Annotated in this window: 16 protein-coding genes and 1 pseudogene; 10 read left to right on the top strand and 7 right to left on the bottom strand. The window is 67.7% G+C overall.

Translation table 11 applies throughout. From position 1 onward, the window contains the following. Window positions 1-221 (top strand): annotated as a pseudogene (locus CFB35_RS33830) (ferritin-like domain-containing protein); the annotation flags it as partial. Window positions 222-309: 88 nt separating this feature from the next. Here the strand turns inward: CFB35_RS33830 and CFB35_RS34860 are convergent. Next, window positions 310-615, bottom strand: a complete 306-nt coding sequence (locus tag CFB35_RS34860; RefSeq protein WP_143328785.1) for a hypothetical protein — start codon at window positions 613-615, stop codon at window positions 310-312. Window positions 616-839: 224 nt separating this feature from the next. On the opposite strand from CFB35_RS34860, the gene CFB35_RS33825 reads away from it, so the two are divergent. Next, window positions 840-1832: a LysR substrate-binding domain-containing protein gene (locus CFB35_RS33825; RefSeq protein WP_059583808.1), complete on the top strand. Its 993-nt coding sequence runs from the start codon at window positions 840-842 to the stop codon at window positions 1830-1832. 147 nt (window positions 1833-1979) lie between these two features. Then, window positions 1980-2804, top strand: a complete 825-nt coding sequence (locus CFB35_RS33820) for an alpha/beta fold hydrolase (RefSeq protein WP_060010738.1) — start codon at window positions 1980-1982, stop codon at window positions 2802-2804. A gap of 55 nt (window positions 2805-2859) precedes the next feature. Here the strand turns inward: CFB35_RS33820 and proP are convergent, their stop codons facing one another. Both proP and CFB35_RS33810 read right to left on the bottom strand, forming a co-directional pair. Beyond that, the gene (gene proP, locus CFB35_RS33815; RefSeq protein ID WP_089466232.1) at window positions 2860-4329 is read right to left on the bottom strand and encodes a glycine betaine/L-proline transporter ProP; all 1470 of its coding nucleotides are present in this window, start codon (window positions 4327-4329) and stop codon (window positions 2860-2862) included. A gap of 268 nt (window positions 4330-4597) precedes the next feature. Then, a complete protein-coding gene (locus CFB35_RS33810) occupies window positions 4598-5626 on the bottom strand; it encodes a DNA topoisomerase IB (RefSeq protein WP_060313993.1) in 1029 nt (342 codons plus the stop codon). A 382-nt stretch (window positions 5627-6008) separates the two neighbouring features. Here CFB35_RS33810 and CFB35_RS33805 point away from each other — a divergent pair, with 382 nt between their 5' ends. From CFB35_RS33805 to yjfF, 4 genes are read left to right on the top strand one after another with little or no spacing between them, the layout of a single operon-like run. After that, complete coding sequence (locus tag CFB35_RS33805; protein WP_059637833.1) at window positions 6009-6971, top strand: ABC transporter substrate-binding protein; 963 nt, start codon at window positions 6009-6011, stop codon at window positions 6969-6971. 60 nt (window positions 6972-7031) lie between these two features. Next, window positions 7032-8546 (top strand): sugar ABC transporter ATP-binding protein, encoded by a 1515-nt coding sequence (locus tag CFB35_RS33800; protein ID WP_060010728.1) that lies wholly within the window; start codon window positions 7032-7034, stop codon window positions 8544-8546. Then, window positions 8543-9586 (top strand): ABC transporter permease, encoded by a 1044-nt coding sequence (locus CFB35_RS33795; protein ID WP_059583798.1) that lies wholly within the window; start codon window positions 8543-8545, stop codon window positions 9584-9586. Before CFB35_RS33800 ends, CFB35_RS33795 begins: the two co-directional genes overlap by 4 nt. Further along, window positions 9583-10671: a galactofuranose ABC transporter, permease protein YjfF gene (gene yjfF / locus CFB35_RS33790; RefSeq protein ID WP_089466231.1), complete on the top strand. Its 1089-nt coding sequence runs from the start codon at window positions 9583-9585 to the stop codon at window positions 10669-10671. The genes CFB35_RS33795 and yjfF overlap by 4 nt, the downstream gene beginning before the upstream one ends. A gap of 100 nt (window positions 10672-10771) precedes the next feature. Here yjfF and CFB35_RS33785 read toward each other — a convergent pair whose 3' ends face one another. Both CFB35_RS33785 and CFB35_RS33780 read right to left on the bottom strand, forming a co-directional pair. Continuing rightward, entirely contained in the window at window positions 10772-13114 is a 2343-nt protein-coding gene (locus CFB35_RS33785) for a sensor histidine kinase (RefSeq protein WP_089466230.1), read from the bottom strand. Beyond that, a complete protein-coding gene (locus tag CFB35_RS33780; RefSeq protein ID WP_059583794.1) occupies window positions 13107-13940 on the bottom strand; it encodes a response regulator in 834 nt (277 codons plus the stop codon). The genes CFB35_RS33785 and CFB35_RS33780 overlap by 8 nt, the downstream gene beginning before the upstream one ends. A 1477-nt stretch (window positions 13941-15417) precedes the next feature. Between CFB35_RS33780 and CFB35_RS33770 the strand changes: the two genes are divergently transcribed. After that, the gene (locus CFB35_RS33770) at window positions 15418-19656 is read left to right on the top strand and encodes a YadA-like family protein (protein ID WP_089466229.1); all 4239 of its coding nucleotides are present in this window, start codon (window positions 15418-15420) and stop codon (window positions 19654-19656) included. 124 nt (window positions 19657-19780) lie between these two features. Then, window positions 19781-20443: an OmpA family protein gene (locus tag CFB35_RS33765; protein WP_060313971.1), complete on the top strand. Its 663-nt coding sequence runs from the start codon at window positions 19781-19783 to the stop codon at window positions 20441-20443. Between the two features lie 204 nt (window positions 20444-20647). Here CFB35_RS33765 and CFB35_RS33760 read toward each other — a convergent pair whose 3' ends face one another. Further along, entirely contained in the window at window positions 20648-20836 is a 189-nt protein-coding gene (locus CFB35_RS33760) for a hypothetical protein (RefSeq protein ID WP_059583815.1), read from the bottom strand. 193 nt (window positions 20837-21029) lie between these two features. On the opposite strand from CFB35_RS33760, the gene CFB35_RS33755 reads away from it, so the two are divergent. Beyond that, window positions 21030-21245 (top strand): DUF3820 family protein, encoded by a 216-nt coding sequence (locus tag CFB35_RS33755; RefSeq protein ID WP_089466228.1) that lies wholly within the window; start codon window positions 21030-21032, stop codon window positions 21243-21245. A gap of 54 nt (window positions 21246-21299) precedes the next feature. Here CFB35_RS33755 and CFB35_RS33750 read toward each other — a convergent pair whose 3' ends face one another. Next, window positions 21300-21770 carry a MaoC family dehydratase gene (locus tag CFB35_RS33750; RefSeq protein WP_089466227.1) on the bottom strand — a complete coding sequence of 157 codons (471 nt, stop codon included), beginning with the start codon at window positions 21768-21770 and terminating at the stop codon, window positions 21300-21302. Window positions 21771-21774: the final 4 nt, after the last annotated feature.

Genomic DNA, 21774 nt, shown 5'->3' with positions numbered 1-21774 from the left:
CGCGCGACACCGTGCAATCGCGCCTGCCGGATCCGGAATGGCTCGAGCGCTGGCTCGACGAGCAGATCCGCTTCGACGGCGAGTGGGAGAAGAAGGTGGTCGAGCGGATCCTGCACAACCTGTCGATTCTGTTCGAACGCACGTTCGCGACCGCGCAGGAGCTGAACCGCTATCGCCGCGAAGTGACCGCGCGGGCGAATGAGGTGCCGGGCAACGCATAGTGAATGGGCCCTCGCGCGGCGCGGCGGCCACCGGATTCCGGCCGACAGGCGAACCCGATGTACGCCGATCGGCATTGCCGGCCGGCGGTTATTCATTTCCGGAAATAATCGGCTCATCAGTTTCTTGAACTCGCATGGCAAGCTTGAATGTCGTGTGTTTAGTATTGTTCAATAAACGTTGAATTCCGGATTTAAAAGGCATTTGCTTGCCTGTTGCGGGCGGTTTGTTTTTTCGCAATCCGGAAAACATAATGAATAGTCGGCTGATTGAAATTGAATTGTATGCGTCGGATGCCGGCTTTCCCGGTGTGAAGCAATCGCCGAGGCAGCGGCGGATTTCACCGGTAAATGCCTGTTTTGGCGAGAGTTTTACCGCTGTCTTCGAGCCTTCCATTCACTTGCATATCGATTTACAAAATCACTACCCGATAATATTTGTGTAAGAAAATATCGATGCAACGAAATTCGATAGATAAATACAAGTGTCACGATTGAAAATAAGAATGGAATGCATCCGTGCTTTCACTATAAAATCGTTTCAGAATCCAAATAGGAGAGACGATTCAGGGAGACGAGCGGCAACTTGCCTGTCGGTGGGTGCAACTTTGAGGCGGCGGTATGGCTAATGTGAGATTGGCAAAGAGATTGAGAAGTTTGCCTTCGCTGGATTTCCTGAGAGGCTTCGAATGCGCGGCGCGCCATTTGAGCTTCACGCGTGCGGGGCAGGAACTGAACGTCACGCAGTCGGCCGTGAGCCGCCAGGTCAAGGCGCTCGAGGAGCAGCTCCGGATCGAGCTCTTTCATCGGCACATTCGTTCGCTGACGTTGACCGACAAGGGGCGCGAGTTGTACGACGCGATCTCGTTCGCGTTGTCCGATCTCGAATCCGTCGTCGGCAAGCTGTCGTCGAGTGTCGGCCAGCGCGCCATCTCGTTGTCGACCACCGTCTCGTTCGCCGCGCTGTGGCTGATTCCGCGCCTCGGTTCGTTCCGCGCAAGCTATCCGGACATCGACGTGCGCGTGTCGGCCACGAGCGAAATCGAAGATCTCAAGCGCAAACGTTTGCATCTGGCCGTGCGCTATGCCGGCCCGTATACGTCGACCGACGATACGGACGTGCTGTTTCGCGAGCGTGTCGTGGCCGTATGCAGCCCGAGCCTGATGACGGCGGCGGGCGACGCCGCGTCGATGAAGCCGGCCGACCTCGACAAGCACGTGCTGCTGCATCTCGACGACCCGCGCGGCGAATGGCCGTGGCACGGGTGGAGCCAATTGCTGAAGGAACTCGGCGTGCCGCGGCTGCGGCCGGCCGGCGCGCTGCACTTCAGCCAGTACGATCAACTGATCCAGGCGGCGGTCGACGGGCACGGCATCGCGATCGGAAGGCGGCCGCTGGTCGACGGGCTGTTGAAGCAGGGGCGGCTCGTCGAGCTGTTCCCGCATTGCACCGTTGCATCGGGCAGCTATGTGCTCGTGCAGAACCCCGATGCTTGCAACGAATTCGATATCGCGGTGCTGACCAACTGGCTGCTCGAACAAGCGTGCCATCCGCTCGTGTCGGAGCACGACACGGCCGGCAGCAACGTGCTGCCGATGTATCGCGTCGGATAGCGCGGCACGGCGAATGCGCGGTGCGCGGCGTCATGCGCAGCCGCTGCAAATTGTGCGATGATGCGCCGCTTCGCGTTCGTCACAGAACGCCGCCATCGCGGAGCCCGTTTCCGGGCTGCCGCCGAGCCCTGACACTCCGGAGGCAGCATGCCCGCACAGCGCATTCAAGGCAGTACCCTGCATTACCACGATCATGGCACCGGGTTTCCGGTGCTGCTCGGGCACAGCTATCTGTGGGACGCCACGATGTGGGCGCCGCAGATCGATGCGCTGTCGAGCCGGTATCGCGTGATCGTGCCGGACCTGTGGGGGCATGGCGAATCGGGCGCGCTGCCGCAAGGCACGCACACGCTCGACGACCTCGCCGCGCACGCGAGCGCGCTGCTCGACGCGCTGGACATCGAACAGTGCGCGGTCGTCGGGCTCAGCGTCGGCGGCATGTGGGGCGCGCGGCTCGCATTGCGCGAGCCGCGGCGCGTGCGCTCGCTCGTGATCATGGACGCGTCGCTCGAAGCCGAGCCCGATGCGACGCGCACCCGCTATTTCGCGATGCTCGATGCGATCGAGGCCGCGGGCCGCATCGCGCCGCCGTTGCTCGACGCGATCGTGCCGCTGTTCTTCCGGCCGGACGTCAATCTGGAGGGCCCGGTGCCGGCCGCGTTTCGCCAAGCGCTCGCGAACCTGCCCGCCGACCGGCTGCGGCAATCGATCGCGCCGCTCGGCCGGCTGATTTTCGGCCGGCCCGATACGCTCGCGGCACTCGCCGAACTCGATGCCGCGCGCACGCTGCTGATGTGCGGCGCGGGCGACATGGCGCGCCCGCCGTCGGAAACCGTGAAGATGGCGAACGTGATCGGCTGTGCGCACACGCTGGTGCCCGACGCCGGCCATATCTCGAACCTGGAAAATCCCGCGTTCGTCACGCGCGCGCTGCTCGACTGGTTCGACGCGCAGCAACTGCAGGCGAACTGACGATCGCGCGAACGGCGACGCCCGCGCAGGCCGCGCGGCGTCGCATCGATCCGCGTCACGCGCGCTCGCTGACCGGCGTGAACTTGCGATCGCGCACACGCGCTTCGTCGGCCCCGCCGCGCACGAGGCTCAACGCTTCCGCGCGGCTCGCGACGCACGGCCCGGAACCGGGCAGCGGCTGGCGCGCGGTCTCGCGCAGCGCGAGCACCGACACGATGCCGATGAACGACGCGCCCATCAGGTAGTACGCGGGCATCATCAGGTCGCCGGTGCGATCGACGAGCCATGCGGTGACGAGCGGCGTCGTGCCGCCGAACAGCGACACCGACACGTTGAAGCCGATCGCGAGCGCGCCGTAGCGGATCCGCGTCGGGAACAGCGCGGGCAGCGCCGACGGCATCACGCCGGTGAACGTCGACAGCAGGATGCCGTAGATCAGCATCCCGCCAAAGATCGGCAGCATGCCGCCGGTGCGGATCAGCATCAGCGCCGGCACCGACAGCGCGAGCAGGCCCACGCAGCCGGCCATCATCACCGGCTTGCGGCCGACCTTGTCCGACAGATGCCCGGCGTACAGCGTCATCGGCATCATCAGCACCATCACGAGCAGCACCATGAAGAGCCCGAGCGATTCGCGCACGTGCAGCGTCGCCGACAGGTAGCTCGGCAGATACGACAGCGCCATGTAGTCGGTCACGTTGAAGATCAGCACGAGGCCGACGCACTGCAGCAGCGGCTTCCACTGTTCGACGAGCAGCGTCGCGAAGCGCTGCTTCGGCCGCGCGCGCTCGTCCGCTTCGCGTGCTTCGGCTTCCTTTTTGAATGCCGGCGTTTCCTCGAGCCTGAGCCGCACGTAGAGGCCGACGAGGCCGAGCGGGCCGGCGATGAAGAACGGCACGCGCCAGCCCCACGACAGCAGCGCTTCCTGCGACAGCGTGGCCGTCAACAGCGCGACCGTGGCCGCGCCGAGCGTATAGCCGATCAGCGTGCCGAACTCGAGGAAGCTGCCCATGAAGCCGCGGCGCTTGTCGGTGGAGAACTCGGCGATGAAGGTGGCGGCGCCGCCGTATTCGCCGCCGGTCGAGAAGCCCTGCACGAGGCGGGCGACGAGCAGCAGGATCGGGGCCATGATGCCGATCGACGCGTAACTTGGAATCAGGCCGATCGCGAAGGTGCCGACGGCCATCATGATCATCGTGGCGGCGAGCACGCGCTGGCGGCCGATGCGGTCGCCGAGCGGGCCGAACACCATGCCGCCGAGCGGGCGCACGAGGAACGCGGCGGCGAACGTGCCGAAGGTGGCGAGCAACTGCGCGGACGGGCTGCTGGACGGGAAGAACACCTTGCCGAGCGTGACGGCGATATAGCTGTAGACGCCGAAGTCGAACCATTCCATCGCATTGCCGAACGCCATCGCGCCAACCGCGCGCTTGAGGACGGCCGGGTCGACGATCGTGACGTCATCCAGCTTGAGGGCCTTGCGCGAAGACCGGGCTTTCGCGGGGTGCGCTTGCGATGAACTCAATGAACGCTCCTGGAATTGCCTTGGCAACCGGCAGGCGCGCAGCGGGGCCGTGCGGGCCGACGGACAGCGAAGGCGGATATCTCGGGGATGCCTCGATGCCGGTGGCGTGACGCGCGCAGCGGACGACACCGGGCAGGCGTGTTGTGCGAACCAGTTTAGAGAAACGCGCGCGAGCGGCTATCGGTCATGCGCCCGGAACCCGGTGGTAAACGACACGCGGGCAGCCGCGCCGGTCGTGCGTGGTCGGGCCTCGGCCCGATGTGCACGCTCATCTCGCCGCGCGCGTGCTGGCGGAAACCAGCAACGCGACGAACGCCGCTTCGTCCGCGCGCAGGCCGCGCGGCGTACGCCGGACCGCGAGCGTGGCGAGCGCGCCGGACTCGAACGCGTCGAGCACGGCCGGATGAATGTAGCAGCGCCGACAGACGGCCGGCGTATTGCGCAGCAGGTCGGCCACCGCGCGCACGGTCTCGACGATCTGCTTGCGCGCATGCGTGACGCCGCGATGCGGCGTGCGCCGCAACAATCCCAGCGCGTGCACGCTGCCGGCCCACGTCCGGTAATCCTTCGCGGTGAAATCGGCGCCGCCGGCCTCGCGCAGGTAGTCGTTCACGTCGGACGACCCGACCGGATGGCGTACGCCGTCGTCGTCCACATACTGGAACAGCTCGTGACCGGGCAGCTCCGCGCAGCGCCGCACGATCCGCGCGACCCGCGCGTCGTCGACCGTCACGTCGTGTTCGATCCCGCTCTTGCCGGCGAAGCGCAGGCGCACCCGGCCGGGCTGGATCTTCAAATGGCGCTTGCGCAGCGTCGTCAGCCCGTACGAGCCGTTTTCGCGCGCGTATTCCGCGTTGCCGATCCGCGCGAGCGTCGTGTCGAGCAAGCGGACGATCGTCGCGACGACCTTGTCGCGCGGCATGCCCGGCAACGCGAGATCGCGCGTGACGCGCGCGCGGATACGCGGCAGCGCCCGCGCGAACGCGGCCATCCGCGCGTACTTGTTCGCATCGCGGGTCGCGCGCCACTGCGGGTGATAGCGATACTGCTTGCGCCCGCGTGCGTCGCGGCCCGTCGCCTGCAGATGGCCGAGCGGATCCGCGCAGATCCACACGTCGGTATAGGCGGGCGGGATCGCGAGCGCGTCGATGCGGGCGATTTCCGCGGCATCGCGAATGCGTGTGCCGTCCTGCGCGTAGTACGCGAAGCCGTTGCGCAGCCGGCGGCGCGTGTAGCCGGGGTGGCGGTCGTCGACATGGCGCAGTGCGGCGACCGTGCCAGAAGCGTGCTGCTTCATGCCGCGGGGCGCCGGCCGGCGACGGCGATGGCGGCGGTGCGCGGCGACCCGCGTTCACGTGCAGCGATCATGCTTGTCTCCTTGGGTTCGCGTGAAGGGCGGGCGTCCGGCATGGGGTGCGAACAGCCATGGCGAGGGAGCAAGAACCGTGCGCCGCCCCGCGCGGGGCGGCCAGCGCGGTTAGGTGTTTATACGTATGCCGATTCGGATATCAGCCCAATCCAACATTTCATTGGAAGGTTATCGGACTTGTTCCTAGACTGATGCGGGGCATGTATACCGCGCCGGCCGGACACGCCGGCCGACGCAGCCCGATCCGCGCCAGCGCCACGCAGAAACACAACAGCGCCGCGGCACACAACGACATCATCGGAGACGGACCATGACATTCATCAGGAAGCTGGCGGCAGGCGCGATCGTCGCCGCGGCGACGGTGCTGGCAGGCGGCGCGCACGCGCAGCAAAAGCCGATCACGCTCGGGTTCTCGCAAGTCGGCGCGGAAAGCGCGTGGCGCACCGCGAACACCGTGTCGGTGAAGAGCGCGGCGAAGGATGCCGGCATCAACCTGAAGTTTTCCGACGCCCAGCAGAAGCAGGAGAACCAGATTCGCGCGATCCGCTCGTTCATCGCGCAGAAGGTCGACGTGATCGCGTTCTCGCCGGTCGTCGAATCGGGCTGGGAGCCCGTGCTGAACGAAGCGAAGGCCGCGCATATCCCGGTGATCCTGACCGATCGCGCGGTCGACGTGAAGGATCCGTCGCTGTTCGTGACGATGATCGGCTCCGACTTCCTCGAGGAAGGGCGGCGCGCGGGCCACTGGATGGAAGAGCGCTACAAGAACGACCCGGGCCCGGTCAACATCGTCGAGCTGCAGGGCACGGTCGGCTCCGCGCCGGCCAACGACCGCCGCGCGGGCCTGCTCGAAGTGATCAAGAACAATCCGAAATTCAAGGTGATCGCATCGCAGAGCGGCGACTTCACGCTCGCCGGCGGCAAGCAGGTGATGGAAGCGTTCGCGAAGACCTACGGCAAGCAGATCAACGTCGTCTACGCGCACAACGACGACATGGCGCTCGGCGCGATCCAGGCGATGGAGGAAGCCGGGATCAAGCCCGGCAAGGACGTGAGCGTCGTGTCGTTCGACGCGACCAAGGGCGGCTTCCAGGCGATGATCGCGGGCAAGATCAACGTCGACGTCGAATGCAGCCCGCTGCTCGGGCCGCAACTGATGAGCGCGGTGAAGGACGTCGTCGCCGGCAAGCCGGTGCCCAAGCGCATCGTGACCAACGAGACGGTGTTCCCGATGAACGTCGCGGCGCAGGTGCTGCCGACCCGGAAGTACTGACCTGTCCGCACGGGCGGCGGCCTGGCGGCCGCCGTCCGGCGACGCTTCGAGGGAGGCTGCATGCAGAGTCCGCCGGTGGTCGAGATGATCGGCATCGACAAGTCGTTTCCGGGTGTCAGCGCGCTGCAGCGCGTCGATTTCCGGCTGTTTCCGGGTGAGATCCACGCGTTGATGGGCCAGAACGGCGCGGGCAAGTCGACGCTGATCAACGTGCTCACCGGCGTGCATGCGCACGATGCGGGCGAGATTCGCGTCGGCGGCGCGCCGGTGAATTTCGCCGCGCCGCGCGAGGCGGAGGCGGCCGGGATCCAGACGCTCTACCAGGAAGTCAACCTGTGCGCGAACCTGTCGGTCGCGGAGAACATCTTCGCGGGCCGGCAGCCGATGCGGCGCGGCGCGATCGACTGGAACACGATTCACGCGCGTGCGCGGGCGGCGCTCGCCGAACTCGACCTGTCGCTCGACGTCACGCGCTCGCTCGACGCGTATCCGATCGCCGTGCAGCAGATGGTCGCGATCGCGCGCGCGGTGTCGGTCGACGCACGCGTGCTGATTCTCGACGAGCCGACCTCGAGCCTCGACGACGGCGAGGTCGCGCGGCTGTTCGACGTGCTGCGCCGGCTGAAGGCGTCCGGCATCGCGATCCTGTTCGTCACGCATTTTCTCGAGCAGACCTATGCGGTGTCCGACCGGATCACCGTGATGCGCAACGGCGAGCGCGAAGGCGAATACCTCGCGCGCGACCTGCCGGTCGACGTGCTGGTCGCGAAGATGACCGGCCGCGAACGCATGTCCGACACGCTGCAGGCGGGCGCGGCGGCGGTCGAGCGTGACGCCGCGGCCGCCGCGCCGTTCCTGTCGATGCAGCAGGTCGGCCGGCGCGGGATGATGAGCGCGCTCGATCTCGACGTGCGCCCCGGCGAGATCGTCGGGCTGGCCGGGCTGCTCGGCTCGGGCCGCACCGAAACCGCGCAACTGGCGTTCGCCGCGGCGCGCCCGGATACCGGCGCGATCGAGATCGACGGCGCGCGCAAGCGGCTCGCGTCGCCGCACGACGCGGTGCGCAACGGCATCGCGTACTGCCCGGAAGACCGCAAGAAGGAGGGCATCGTCGCCGCGCTGTCGATCCGCGAGAACATCGTGCTCGCGCTGCAGGCGCGGCGCGGCTGGTGGCGGCTGATCGGGCGGGCGCGCCAGCGCGAGATCGCCGACACGTATATCGCGCGGCTCGGCATCAAGGCGCGCGACGCGGAGCAGCCGATCGGGCTGCTGTCGGGCGGCAACCAGCAGAAGGTGCTGCTCGCGCGCTGGCTCGCGACGGACCCGAAGCTGCTGATTCTCGACGAGCCGACGCGCGGCATCGACGTCGCCGCGAAGTTCGACATCATGGAGCGCGTGCTGGCGTTGTGCGCGCAGGGGCTCGCGATCCTGTTCATCTCGTCGGAGATCGGCGAGGTCGTGCGCGTGAGCCACCGGATCGCGGTGCTGCGCGACCGGCGCAAGGTCGCGGAATTGACGGGCGCCGATGCGTCCGAGGAGCAGGTTTACCGGTTGATCGCGGGAGGTCAGTCATGACGCGCTTGCGCACGCTGTTTCGTCATCCGCTCGCGTGGCCGGTGCTGACGCTCGCGCTGCTGTTCGCGCTGGACGTCGCGCATCGTCCGGGCTTCCTGTCGATCGTGCTGCTCGACGGCCACCTGTTCGGCGCGCCGATCGACATCCTGAATCGAGCGGCACCGCTCGTGATCGTGTCGCTCGGGATGACGCTCGTGATCGCGACGCGCGGCATCGACATCTCGGTCGGCGCGATCGTCGCGATCGCCGGCGCCGCGGCCGCGACCGTGCTCGAGGCGGACCCGTCGCGGGTCGGCGCGGCGCTGGCCGCGGCGCTCGGCGTCGGGCTGCTGGCCGGTGCGTGGAACGGGCTGCTCGTCGCGTTCGTCGGGATGCAGCCGATCATCGCGACGCTGATCCTGATGGTGGCCGGGCGCGGCGTCGCCCAACTGCTGACGGGCGGCCAGATCATCCCGATCGGCGCGCCCGGCTATCTCGCGCTCGGCGGCGGCTATCTCGCGACCGTGCCGTGCGCGGTGTGGATCGCCGTCGCGACGATCGGCGCGATCGCGTTGCTCGTGAACCGCACGGCGCTCGGGCTGTTCATTCGCGCGATCGGCGTGAACCCGGTCGCGACGCGGCTCGTCGGGCTGCGCTCGGGCGCGATCGTGTTCGGCGTGTATCTGTGCTCCGGCGTGATGTCGGCGCTCGCGGGCATTCTCGCGAGCTCGAACGTGCGCAGCGCCGACGGCAACAACGCCGGGCTGCTGCTCGAGCTCGACGCGATCCTCGCGGTCACGCTCGGCGGCACGTCGCTGCTCGGCGGCCGCTTCAGCCTCGCGGGCTCGGTGCTCGGCGCGCTGATCATCCAGACGCTGACCTACACGACCTATTCGATCGGCGTGCCGCCGGAGGCGACGCTCGTCGTCAAGGCGGTCGTCGTGATCGTCGTGACGCTGATCCAGTCGGACGCGGCGCGCGCGCTGCTGGTGCGGCACGCGTCGCGGCTGCTGCCTTTCGCGCGATCGCGCGCCACCACCACCGGAGCGACGCCGCGATGAACCGTTTCCTTGGCCGCCTCGCCGATCCGCGCACGCTGCCGATCGTCGTGACGATCGTGCTGTTCGTCGCGCTGTTCGGCTTCGGGTCCGTGATGTACACGGGCTTTTTCTCGATGCAGGTGCTGACCGGGCTGCTCGTCGACAACGCGTTCCTGTTGATCGTCGCGATCGGCATGACGTTCGTGATCGTGTCCGGCGGCATCGACCTGTCGGTCGGCTCCGTCGTTGCGCTGACAACGATCTTCTGCGCGGTCGGCGCCGAACGGCTGCACTGGCCCGTGTGGGTGATCGTGCCGCTGGTGCTCGCGTTCGGCGCGCTGTATGGCGCGGCGATGGGCGCGCTGATCCACTATTTCCGGTTGCAGCCGTTCATCGTCACGCTCGCCGGGATGTTCCTCGCGCGCGGTGCGTGCTTCCTGATCACGACGCAGTCGATCACGATCAACGCGCCGGCGTTCCATGCGATCGCGGGCATCAGCGTGCCGGTCGGCGGCGGCACGCTGAGCGCCGGTGCGCTGATCGCGCTCGCGACGCTGGCCGTCGCGATCTACGTCGCGCATTTCACGCGCTTCGGCCGCAACGTGTATGCGGTCGGCGGCAACGAACGCTCGGCGCTGCTGATGGGCTTGCCGGTCGCGCGCACGAAGATCGGCGTCTATGCGCTGAGCGGCTTCTGTTCGGCGCTCGGCGGCGTGGTGTTCACGCTGTACGTGCTGTCGGGCTACGGGCTGCAGGCGCAGGGAATGGAGCTCGACGCGATCGCCGCGACCGTGATCGGCGGCACGCTGCTGACGGGCGGCGTGGGCTACGTGATCGGTTCGGTGTTCGGGGTCGGCATCCTCGGCACGATCCAGGTGCTGATCACGTTCGACGGCACGCTGAGTTCGTGGTGGACGCGGATCGTGATCGGTGCGCTGCTGTGCGTGTTCTGCGTGCTGCAGCGGGTCATCGAGCGGCACGCGACGCGGCGGCGCACCGGCGGCACCGGCCTCGGCGCGCGGCGGCCGGCGCGCGATGCCGCGCCCGCGCGGCCGGCGCCGCCCGAAGAGGACGTCGCGCTGGTCTCGACGATGCGGCGGTCGTAGCGCGCCCGGCCACCCTTGCGCGGAGAGTGCGAAATGAAGCGCGATGGTCCGGTGACGGGCGTGGCCGATGCGCGGCCGGCGAGCATGGCCGCCCGCGCCGTCAGGCCGGCCCGGTCGCGTCCGCCTCGGTGTCGAACGACGTATCCGCGACGCGCGTGCGCTTCAGCGAACCGGCCAGTTTTTCGATTGCGTGCAGATCCAGCGCATCGAGGTGCTCGCGCATTTCCTGCACGAACGGCGCATGATCCGGCTCGGCCACATACCGGCCGAGCCATTCCTCGATATCGGTCAGCCGGCCTTCGCCGGCGAGCACGATCAGTTCGGCGAGCGCATCGGCGGGCGGGCTGCGCATCGCGGGCGCGGCGCTGGCCGGCGCCGCTTCGTCGGCGGGATCGAACCGCCTGACGAGCCCCGACGCCGGCGCGAGCGCATGGCCGAGGGCCGGCGCGACGACCGCGAACGAGAACGTCGTGCCGACGCCCGGCTGGCTCGCGACGGCCAGCTCGCCGCCCATCGCGGCGACGATGCGTTGCGCGATGAACAGGCCGAGCCCGGTGCCGCCGTTCACGGCCTGCACCTGCTGGTACGCGCGGAAGATGTCGGCGGTCGCGCCGATGTCGATGCCGATGCCCGTATCGGCCACCTCGAACAGCAGGCGCCATGCATCGCCTTCGCGCGCCGCGTGAACCGACAGCGTGACCGTGCCGTTGCGCGTGAATTTCGATGCGTTCGACAACAGGTTCAGCAGCACCTGTTGCAGCCGGATACCGTCGATCAGCACCGTGCGCGGCAGCGGCGTGACGGGTTGGTAGACGAACCGGTTGTCCTGCTGCGCGCACAGCGCGACCGCGTAGTGGCCGATGTCGTCCAGCAGCCCGGGCAGGTCGGTGCGGTCGGGCGCGACGCCGAGCGGCTGGAGTTCGGCCTTCGTGAACGCCAGCAATTCGTCGATCAGCGTGAGCTGGTAGCGGATGCTGCGGTCGATCGACCGGATCAGCCGCGCCTGGCCGTGCGTCGCGCCTTCCAGCAGCAGCTTCGCATAGCCGTTGATCGTCGACAGCGGCGCGCGCAGGTCGTGGCTGACATAGCCGAGCGTCTCGATCTTCTGCTGCATGTGCGTCCTCGACTGCTGCAATGCATCGTTGAGCGCCACCGTGCGCCGCGCGACTTCGTCGCGCAGCCGGTCCTGCTCGGTGAGCTGCCAGTGCTCGAGCCGCTTGCGCGCCTCGGTGCGCTGCCGGCCCACGTGGTGGATCCACGCGGCCAGCACCAGCAGGTGCGTCGCGAGCCCGATGATCGCGATGACGGGGTTCGGAAAGACGTCGGACCGGATCCACGACAGCAGCGGCGGCAGCGCATCGCGGCCGTCGAGCATGCGGATCAGCATGTTGAACGTCGCGAAAGCCACAGCGATCAACATCACGCGGGCCGTCGGCGTGCGCCGGATCACGAGCGTCAGCGCCAGGCTGATGTTCACGACCGCGAGCACGGTGTTCAGCCACAGGCAGAACCGGGCGAAGGTCGCCAGATCGCCGAACGCCGCGCCGGCGATCCCCGCGCATTCGAGCGCGAGAAACACCACATACACCGCGCGCATCGGCATCCTCGCCTTCTCGCGATGCGCGACCATCAGGATGAACACGATGAAGCAGGCGACCGACAGGTACACGAAGATCGTTTCGCCGCGCGTCGACCACTCGCGCGCGCCGGGCGACAAGGCCATCGCGAGATAGCCGCGATACGCGGCCTCGAACAGCGCGGTGTTCAGGGTCAGCACGGCCAGCACGAGGAACACGCCGCTGCGCGAGAAAAAGCCGATCAGCAGCGCACACCAGACGAGGGCGAGCAACCCGCCGAAGAAGCCGAAGTTCCACATCGACGCGTGCAATTCCTGCGCGGTCCACGCGTCGCGGGTGAACGCGACCGGCGCGAGCCGCATTTCCTTGCGCGACGTGATGCGGATCAGCACGGGGAGCCGTTCGCCCGCGCGCAGCGTGACGTCGAGGGTCGGGTAGCGCGACGGCGCGTCGCGCGCATCGCCGCGATCGGCCGGGAAGCTGCGCTCGAGCATCCATTGGCCGTGCGGCGCGACATAGAAGTCGGCCCGGTCGACGCGCGCATCGCGAATCGCGAGCACCAGCGGGCGCGTCTCGCTGTCGCGGTTGACCAGCGTCGCGCGCACCCACCATGCCGAGCGCGAAAACATCACGTTGAACGAGGGCGCGGTTGCCGTGGCCGCGTGGCGGCCCGGGTCGGCGAGCCGGGCGGCGACCGCGTCGACGGACAGCGTCCCGCCGGCGTCCTCGAAAACCGATACGGCTTCGAGTCCCGCGGCGTTCGGCGTCGTCGCGGCGCTGGCCGTCGCGCATGTGACGGCCAGCGCCGCAAGAAGCAGGAGTACCGCGCGACATCCGGCCGTCCATGCCGCGTATTGCCTACGCATCGCCGTGGCGCCCCGCCGGTGCGGCCGGCGCGTCGACCGCGTGGCGCTGGCGCCGCCAGTCGGACGGCGTGATGCCGAAGCGTTCGCGGAACGCCGTCGCGAAATTGCCGGGCGTGGAAAAGCCGATTTCCTCGGCGATGTCGCCGATCCCCATCGACGTTTCCGCCAGGAAGTGCATCGCGGCGCGCAGGCGCGTGTCGCGCAGGTACTCGAATACGGTCTGGCCGAGATGATCGCGGAATACGCGGGACAGCCGCTTCTCGTGCGTACCGACCTGCTTCGCGAGATCCTCGAGCGCCGGCGGATGGCGCAGGTTGCGCAGCAGCACGTCGCTCGCCGCGCGCACGAGCGCCGCATCGGGGTTGTCGGGCAATTCGGGCAGGTGCGCGAACGGCTGGCTGCGTCGCACGCGCTTCAGGTGATTGCGAACCCGCGCGATCACTTCCGCCGGCTCGAACGGCTTGACGATGTAGTCGATCGCACCCGTTTCGAGCCCCGCGATCCGATCCTCGAGGTCGCCCGCGGCCGTCAGGATGATGACCGGAATGGATTGCGTGGACGGTGTGGACGCCAGCAGCCGGCTCGCGGCGAAACCGTCCATGCGCGGCATGCGCACGTCCATCAGGATCAGATCGGGCGCGATCGCTTGCGCGCGGTGATAGGCCTGCAGTCCGTCGAACGCGACGCTGATCCGGCACTGCGCGGTGCGCAGGATTTCGGTCAGGAGCCGCAGGTCGTTCGGCCGATCGTCGACGATGAGAATATGCGCGCCAGCGAGATCCGGCGTGATGCGAGGCGATGCCGGACTGGGCAGGCGGGATGGCATGGTTGCGAACGCGTGGGAAGGAGTGGCCTGTCAGGTCGGGGGGCAGTGCTATCTGCACGATTGTTGCAAAAAATTATATGCCGACGGCAACCTCGATTGTGAGGATTCCGTGCGGCGCGTGTGGGCTTGTCGCACGGGCGTAGTGGCGGCAGCGCGGTGGTGTTGTCCGCCCTAGACAAAACGGAGCGGAAAAATGTGCCGAACCGATTTCGCGGGTTTCGGACTTTATTTCCGATTTAATGATTTGAAGAGCCGGAGTGGCCCGGACGATGAATTCGCGCGCGAGATATCGAAATTCGCTGTGTCGGCGTAAATCGAATCCGTTCGTTTCTCGTCATACCGGTTAAGTTTTCGTTGATATCGGCTCGATATTCCTGTTTCTGGAAAATCGCGTTTCCTGAAGATCTGTATGAATGTAAATGCCGTCCGCTCCGGAAAAGGGTTTTTCCGCTGCGGAAAAGGTTTGTTTGGACGAATGCCTGCACACTAGCCCCGGTGCGGCTGGAATCGGTTCTTTCACCGCTTCGGGTCGCCGTGAGGATTGTTGTCGCCGTCGCTCTCAGGGCAGCCGACATTCGATGGCGAATTGAATGATGGCATTCCCGGATGTTGGGAAGTCGGTAACAAAAGAATAACGGGCACGAGGGTAATGAAAACGTCATGATTGGCGAGATTTTTCGACATACAGGGCGAATCGAGAAATGACGGGTTGGGGTGGGTGCAAGGCGTCGAGCGAGAAGAAAATCGTCAAGTAAATTCGATCGATTAATTCGATGCCGGGGCCGTGCGGTGAGTAGCCGGCTTTTCCGGGAAATCCGGAAAAGCCGGTCGCCCGCCGGACGGAAAAGGGGTGAGCGACTTCGTGTGAGCCGCCGGGCGCTGTATCGATCCCGGGGGCCGCGCGCGGCGCTCTTCGAATCAGGCGGATACGAAAAACATGAATACGACAAGCATGGCAGGTCAGCGCGCCGGGTCGATCGATCCGGTGCGGGCTGTCAGCGTCGGCGATCCGGCGGCGCGTGCGTCAGATCCGGGGACTGCATGGCGCCTTTCACCGCCTGAATGACATATGACGGGCCGCCCGCGATGCGGGCCGGCATCCGTTCGTCCAGCGTCCGAGCGACGCTTTTCCAATGAGATTCGAAGTCGCCCTTCGGCGGGTGCGGCGGTGTGCGCGCGTGCGGATTCGCGGCGCGTCGTGCGCCGTGTCGCCGCCGGGCGGGCGATGTCGACTTCCGTGAATCGATAACCGGCGATCGTCATCGCGCATCGTGCCGAACGGGCATGCGCGGCGGTCGGTCGCGCACTCGCGTTATGGGTCGAGCGTGTCGGGCAACGCTGTTCGTAGTTGTTATTAGTGATGCGAAGTAAGAAGCGAGGCGTCGCGAGACAGGCGCAAGCGGATGAGGTCCGCGCCGCGCCTGGCGCCGCGTTCGCTGTTGTGTCATCCAGCACATGAGAACCGAGGGAACACAAGATGAACAAGTCGTTCAAGTCGATCTGGAACGAAGCACTGGGCGCCTGGGTTGCGGCGTCGGAGCTCGATCGTGCGCGCGGCAAGCGGGTTGCGTCGTCGAGAAGCGCGTCCGTGCATGCGGCAGACGCGGGCATCGCGACGAAGCCGGCGCTCTCGCCCAGACGGCTCGTCGTGATGATGACGGCCGCGTATCTCGGGCTGTTCCAGGCCGGTGCGCATGCGCAATATTCGGCGGGTGGCGGCTCCGCGACCGGGGGCGCCAGTTCGACGGCGATCGGCAACGGTTCCGTGGCGTCGCAGGTGAATGCGACCTCTTACGGCAATCTGTCGACGGCGGCTGGCCTGTCGTCCACGGCGATCGGCCCCGGCGCGCATGCGATGGCCGATGGCGGGACGGCCATCGGCATCAATTCGCAAGTGACCGGCTTCAACGGCGTGGCGCTGGGCGTGCAGTCGATTGGCAGCGGCACTTTCTCGGTTGCCGTCGGCAATCTCTCGAGCGCGACCCAAAACGGCGCGGTGGCGATGGGCAGCGGCGCGGCTGCGACCGGCGCTTCGGCCATCGGGCTCGGCAACAACGCGCTGGCGTCCGGCCAGTATGCGGCCGCGCTCGGTCTCGGCGCGAGTGCGGTAGGCGCTCAAAGCGTCTCGCTCGGCTATGCGTCGAATGCAACCGATACGGGCTCGGTCGCGCTCGGCAATCAGTCGACGAGTTCGGGAGCGGCCGGCGTCGCGGTGGGCAGCGGCGCGCTGGCTTCCGGTAATTCCGGCGTCGCGATGGGCGTCAACAGCGGCGCGAAGGGCACGTCGTCGATCGCGATCGGCTGGGGCGGCACCGCGGGCGTGCCCGGCTCGGGCACGCAGTCGCTCGGCGCCAATTCGATCGCGATGGGCTCGAATACGACGGCCAGCGCCAACAATGCGCTTGCGTTCGGCGTGAACACAGTCGGATCGGGCGTCAGTTCGGTCGCGATCGGCATTCAATCGAGCGCGACGCAGCAGTTCGGCCTGGCGTTGGGCAATCTCGCGCTCGCCGCCGGCGCAGGGGGCACGGCCCTGGGCTCCAGCGCGACGGCATCGCAGACCAACGCGTTCGCGGCCGGCACCTCCAGCAAGGCGACCGCCACCAATGCGATCGCGCTGGGCACGCAGGCCACGTCCGCCGCCACGAACACGGTCGCCCTGGGGGCCGCGTCTTCGGCGATCGACGACGGCAGTGTTGCCATCGGCGCTTCGTCGATCGCCGGCAACAACACCGGCACGCCGACCTATCGTGCCACGGCGGTCGGTACCGGCAGCCAGGCGACAGGTCAGTTCTCGTCCGCATTCGGTGCGACCGCGGTCGCGACCGGTACTGCCGCCGTGGCGATCGGCGACGCCGCCAATGCGTCGGCCACCAACGCGATTGCCATGGGCAGCAGTGCCGCCGCCGATTCCGGCAACGCCGTCGCGATCGGCACGGGCGCCACCGCGACGGGCGGCACCGCGGTTTCCATCGGCGCGGGCAACACTGCCGTCGGCAACGGTGCGGTAGCGATCGGCGATCCGAGTTACGCCAGCGGCACCGGTGCTTTCACGGGTGGGGCGAACAACATCGCCAATAGCGACGGCACGGCATCTGCGACGGTCACCAATCAAGCCAATGGCGCGGTGGCGATCGGCAACAACAACAAGGCGATCGGTCAGGGCAGCGTCGCATTGGGCAACGGTTCGACGGCGGGTGCGGCGGGGATGGCCGGCAATATCGCGTTGGGTGACGGCGCGACGGCGGCGACCCGCGCCGGCGACGTCGCGCTCGGCTCCGGGTCGGTGACGGCCGCGCCGAATCCGACGTCGACCGGCACCATCGGCGGCGTCACGTACACGTTCAACGGCGTCAATCCGACCAGCGTCGTCAGCGTCGGCGCGGCGGGCAGCGAGCGCCAGATCACCAACGTCGCGGCCGGGCGAATCAGTTCGTCGAGCACGGACGCGATCAACGGATCGCAACTCGCCGCGACGAACACCGCGCTCGATTCGCTGTCGACGTCGACGGCGTCGAGCATCACGTCGCTGTCCACGTCTACGTCCACCGGCATCGGTTCGTTGTCCACCGGGTTGAGCTCGACCATTAGCTCGGTGGCGTCGCTGTCCACGTCGACGTCGACGGGCATCAGTTCGCTGTCCACCGGCCTGAGTTCGACCAACAGCACGGTCACGTCGCTGTCGACTTCGACCTCGACCGTCGTCGGCTCGCTGTCCACGGGCCTGAGCTCGACGAACAGCAACCTGACGTCGCTGTCGACTTCGACGTCGACCGTCGCCGGTTCGCTGTCCACCGGCTTGAGCTCGACCAACAGCACGATCACGTCGCTGTCCACGTCGACGTCGACGGTCGTCGGTTCGCTGTCCACCGGCCTGAGCTCGACGAACAGCAGCCTGACCTCGCTGTCCACGGCCACGTCGACCGGCATCGGTTCGCTGTCCACCAGCCTGAGCTCGATCACGAACAACAACACGAACCTCGGCAACAGCACGGCCGGTGCGATCGGCGGCGGCGCCACCTACGATCCGACCACCGGCACGATCTCGGCGCCGTCGTACGTGACGTACAACAGCGACGGCTCCACGACGATCAACAACAACGTCGGCTCGGCGATCGACAACATCAACGCGAACGGCATCAAGTACTTCCACGCGAATTCGACCGCGCCGGACAGCCAGGCGCTCGGCCTGGACAGCGTCGCGATCGGCCCGAACGCGATCTCGCGCGTGGACGGCAGCATCGCGCTCGGCTCGGGCTCGGTCGCCGACCGCGCGACGGCGCCGTCGTCCGGCATCATCCGCAACGGCAGCGCGTCGATCCCGTTCGACACGACCGACCAGACGCTGCTCGGCGCGGTATCGGTCGGCGACGCGACGAACAGGACCTACCGCCAGATCACCAACGTCGCCGACGGCACCGGCCAGCAGGATGCGGTAACGGTGCGGCAGTTGACCGGCGCGCTGCAATCGTTCGCGGTGACGGGCCAGAAGTACTTCCACGCGAATTCGACGGCGGGCGATTCGCTGGCCGTCGGCGCGGAATCGATCGCGGTCGGGCCGACGACGGTCGTCAACGGCGACAACGGCGTGGGTATCGGCAACGGTGCGATCGTCGACCAGACCGCGCCGGGCGGGGTCGCGATCGGCCAGGCGGCGAGTTCCGCGCAGGCCGACGCGATCGCGCTGGGCAGCGGCGCGACGGCGACCGGCGCGCAGTCGGTCGCGCAGGGCGCGAATGCGGTGGCGGTCAGCGTGGGCAGCGTCGCGCTCGGCTCGGGGGCCCGCGGCAGCGCGACCGATGCGCTCGCGCTCGGCGCCGGCGCATCGGCGACGTTCGCGAACAGCGTCGCGCTCGGCGCCGGTTCGCTGACCACGGTCGGCGCGCTGACGAACTACGTCGCGTACGGGCTGAGCAGCCCGCAGTCGTCGGCCGGCGAAGTGAACATCGGCAATCGCCAGATCACCGGGCTCGCGGCCGGCAAGAACGGCACCGACGCGGTGAACGTGTCGCAGCTCGATTCGGTGGCGAACCAGTTGACGACGCTGATCGACCAGCGCACGACCAACCTCGGCGGGCAGTACACGACGAACCCGACCGGCGGCAACGTGCCGCCGGGGGCGAGCGGCTCGAACTCGTCGGCAGGCGGCTCGGGCGCGGTCGCGTCGGGCTCCAACAGCACGGCGGTCGGCAACGGTTCGACGGCGTCGGGCAACGGCTCGACGGCGATCGGCGTCGGCTCGACCGCGTCGGGCAACAACTCGACGGCGATCGGCACGGGCAGCAACGACGGCGGGCGCTCGAACGTGGTCGCGGTCGGCTCGGCGGATTCGGCGCGGCAGGTCGTGAACGTCGCGGCGGGCACGCAGGGCACCGACGCGGTGAACGTGAACCAGTTGAACGCGGTATCGAACCAGTTCACGCAGTCGCTGAACACGGTCAACAACCAGCTCACGCAGATGCAGCAGCAGATCCAGCAGACCGATTCGATGGCCCGCGAGGGGATCGCCGCGACCGCCGCGATGGCGTCGATCCCGCACATGGACCGCGATTCGAACTTCGCGATGGGGGTCGGCACGGCGACGTTCCAGGGCCAGAAGGCCATGGCGGTCGGTGTGCAGGCGCGCGTCACGGAGAACCTGAAGGCGACGCTGAACGGCGGTTTCGCCGGCAGCCAGCGCGTGGTCGGCGCGGGCATGCTGTACCAGTGGAAGTGATCGCGCGCAGCGGTTCGTTCCGGCACGCGTTGCCGGAGCGGGCCGCGCCGAACGCAAACACGCGCGGATGCGTCGCGACATCGCGCCGCACGCGCCGTGCTCATCGCATTCTCGGAGTCATCAAGTGAAAAACATCCATCTTGCCCTGCTGGCGTCCGTCGTTTCCCTCGCGGCCTGTTCGAGTGCGTCGGGGCCGACGTACAACGCGTACGAACTGCAGCCGCGAAACGGCATCCGGACGTTCCAGGTCGACTGCCACGGCATCCTGTCGAGCGCGAAGACCTGCATGAAGGTCGCGACGCGCATGTGCGGCAACGAGGCCGTGCGCCTCGTCGACACCACCACGCCGTACCGCGACGGCGCCGATGCGCATTCGATCGTGTTCCAGTGCGGCGCGGCGCCCGCGCCGGCCGCCGAGGCCGTTACGCCGGCGCCCGTGCCGGCCGAAAAGGTGAGCCTGACCGGCGATGCATATTTCGCGACCGACTCGGCCGTGCTGACGCCTGCCGCGACCGCCGCGCTCGACACGCTGCTGAGCCGGCAGGGCGACAAGCATTTCGCGCGCGTGGAAGTGGACGGCTATACCGACGCGACCGGCTCGGATGCGCACAATCAGGCGCTGTCGAAGCGCCGGGCGGATGCCGTCGCCGGCTATCTGCGCGAGCACGGGCTGAAGGCCGATGCGTTTGCCGCGGTCGGCCACGGGGAGGCGAACCCGGCGGCATCGAACGATACCGCCGAAGGACGCGCGCGCAATCGTCGCGTGGAAATCTCGCTGCAGAAGTAGGACGCTGCAAGCCGGTTGCCGCAAGCGTGGCCGTCGAAGCCGGACGGCTCGCTTGCGGCAATGATGCTTGGCGTGGACGACGCGTGGCGCGAACCGCCCGTCCGCGGCGTGCGAACGCCGGGTCCGTCGCATCGACGCCGCCGACGCGCGGCGACTGGCGTCCGGCACGCGGATCGCCCTGCGCACCGGGCCGCGGATCGGCGCTCAGTGCCTGATCATGCAGACGGCCACGATCTCGTACCCGGGGTCGGCATGCGCGCTCGCGGCTTTCTCCGCTTCGTCGTACGAACCGAAGGAGGCCGCGTCTTCGATGGCCGGCGCCATGCCGATATCGCCGTCCTCGGCGGTGCAGAGGAACTGCTCGCCGGTCTTCACGACATAGATGGACATCATGATTCCCTCCATGGTTTGCAGGGGGAAGTTCCAGTCTAGCAGGCGCGAAGCAAGCCGGCGGCTGACGTGAATCCCGATTGTCAATCGGGGCCGGTTGGTTGATTCATCCCGCCGCGAAGGGTCGGATTCGCGGCCTTGGGCCGCAGCCGGGCCGTGACGCGCGCGGCTGCGCAAAGCCGTGCACAATACGCGCATGCGCACCCCAGATCTTGAATCCCTCGTCGCCGTCACCATGCCCTTCGGAAAATACAAAGGGCGACTCCTTGCCGACCTGCCCGGGCCTTACCTCAACTGGCTGGCGCGTGAAGGCTTCCCGCGCGGCGAAATCGGCCGGCAGCTCGCGCTGATGCACGAGATCGACCATAACGGCCTGAGGCGCCTGCTCGAGCCGCTGCGCAAACCCGCGTAGCGCGACCGCGGGTCGCACGCCCGACAACGCCGGCAGTCGCGCTTCGGGCGGCCGTCAAACCGCCTGATCCTGCACGGTCGCCGCTGCTTTCCGGCGCGCCGCTGCATTCGTGGGCATCACCACCGCCGTGCCCTCCACGACGACGAGGCCGTCGACTTCGCAGCGCGTTTCCAGCACGACCCGACGCCGGCTCGCGAGAATCTCCTTGACCGTCACCGTCGCGCAGACCGTTTCGCCCAGCTTGACCGGGCGGCGGAATTGCAGATCCTGCGACAGATAGATCGAGCCGGGCCCTGGCAGATGCGTCGCGATCGCCGCCGATATCACGGAGGCGGACAACATGCCGTGCGCGATGCGGCCGCCGAAAAATGTTCGCTGCGCATAGGCCTCGTCGAGATGCACGGGGTTCCGGTCGCCGGTCGCGTTCGCGAACAGCAGCACGTCGTGCTCGGAAAGGGTTTTCGAAAAGCACGCGTTCATGCCGGGCATGAGATCCTCGAGATCGTATCCGCCTTCGTCGTTCATCGTC

It is taken from the genome of Burkholderia sp. AU16482 (assembly GCF_002223285.1).
Lineage (GTDB): Bacteria > Pseudomonadota > Gammaproteobacteria > Burkholderiales > Burkholderiaceae > Burkholderia > Burkholderia semiarida.
This window is presented reverse-complemented; position numbering and strand designations above follow the sequence as displayed.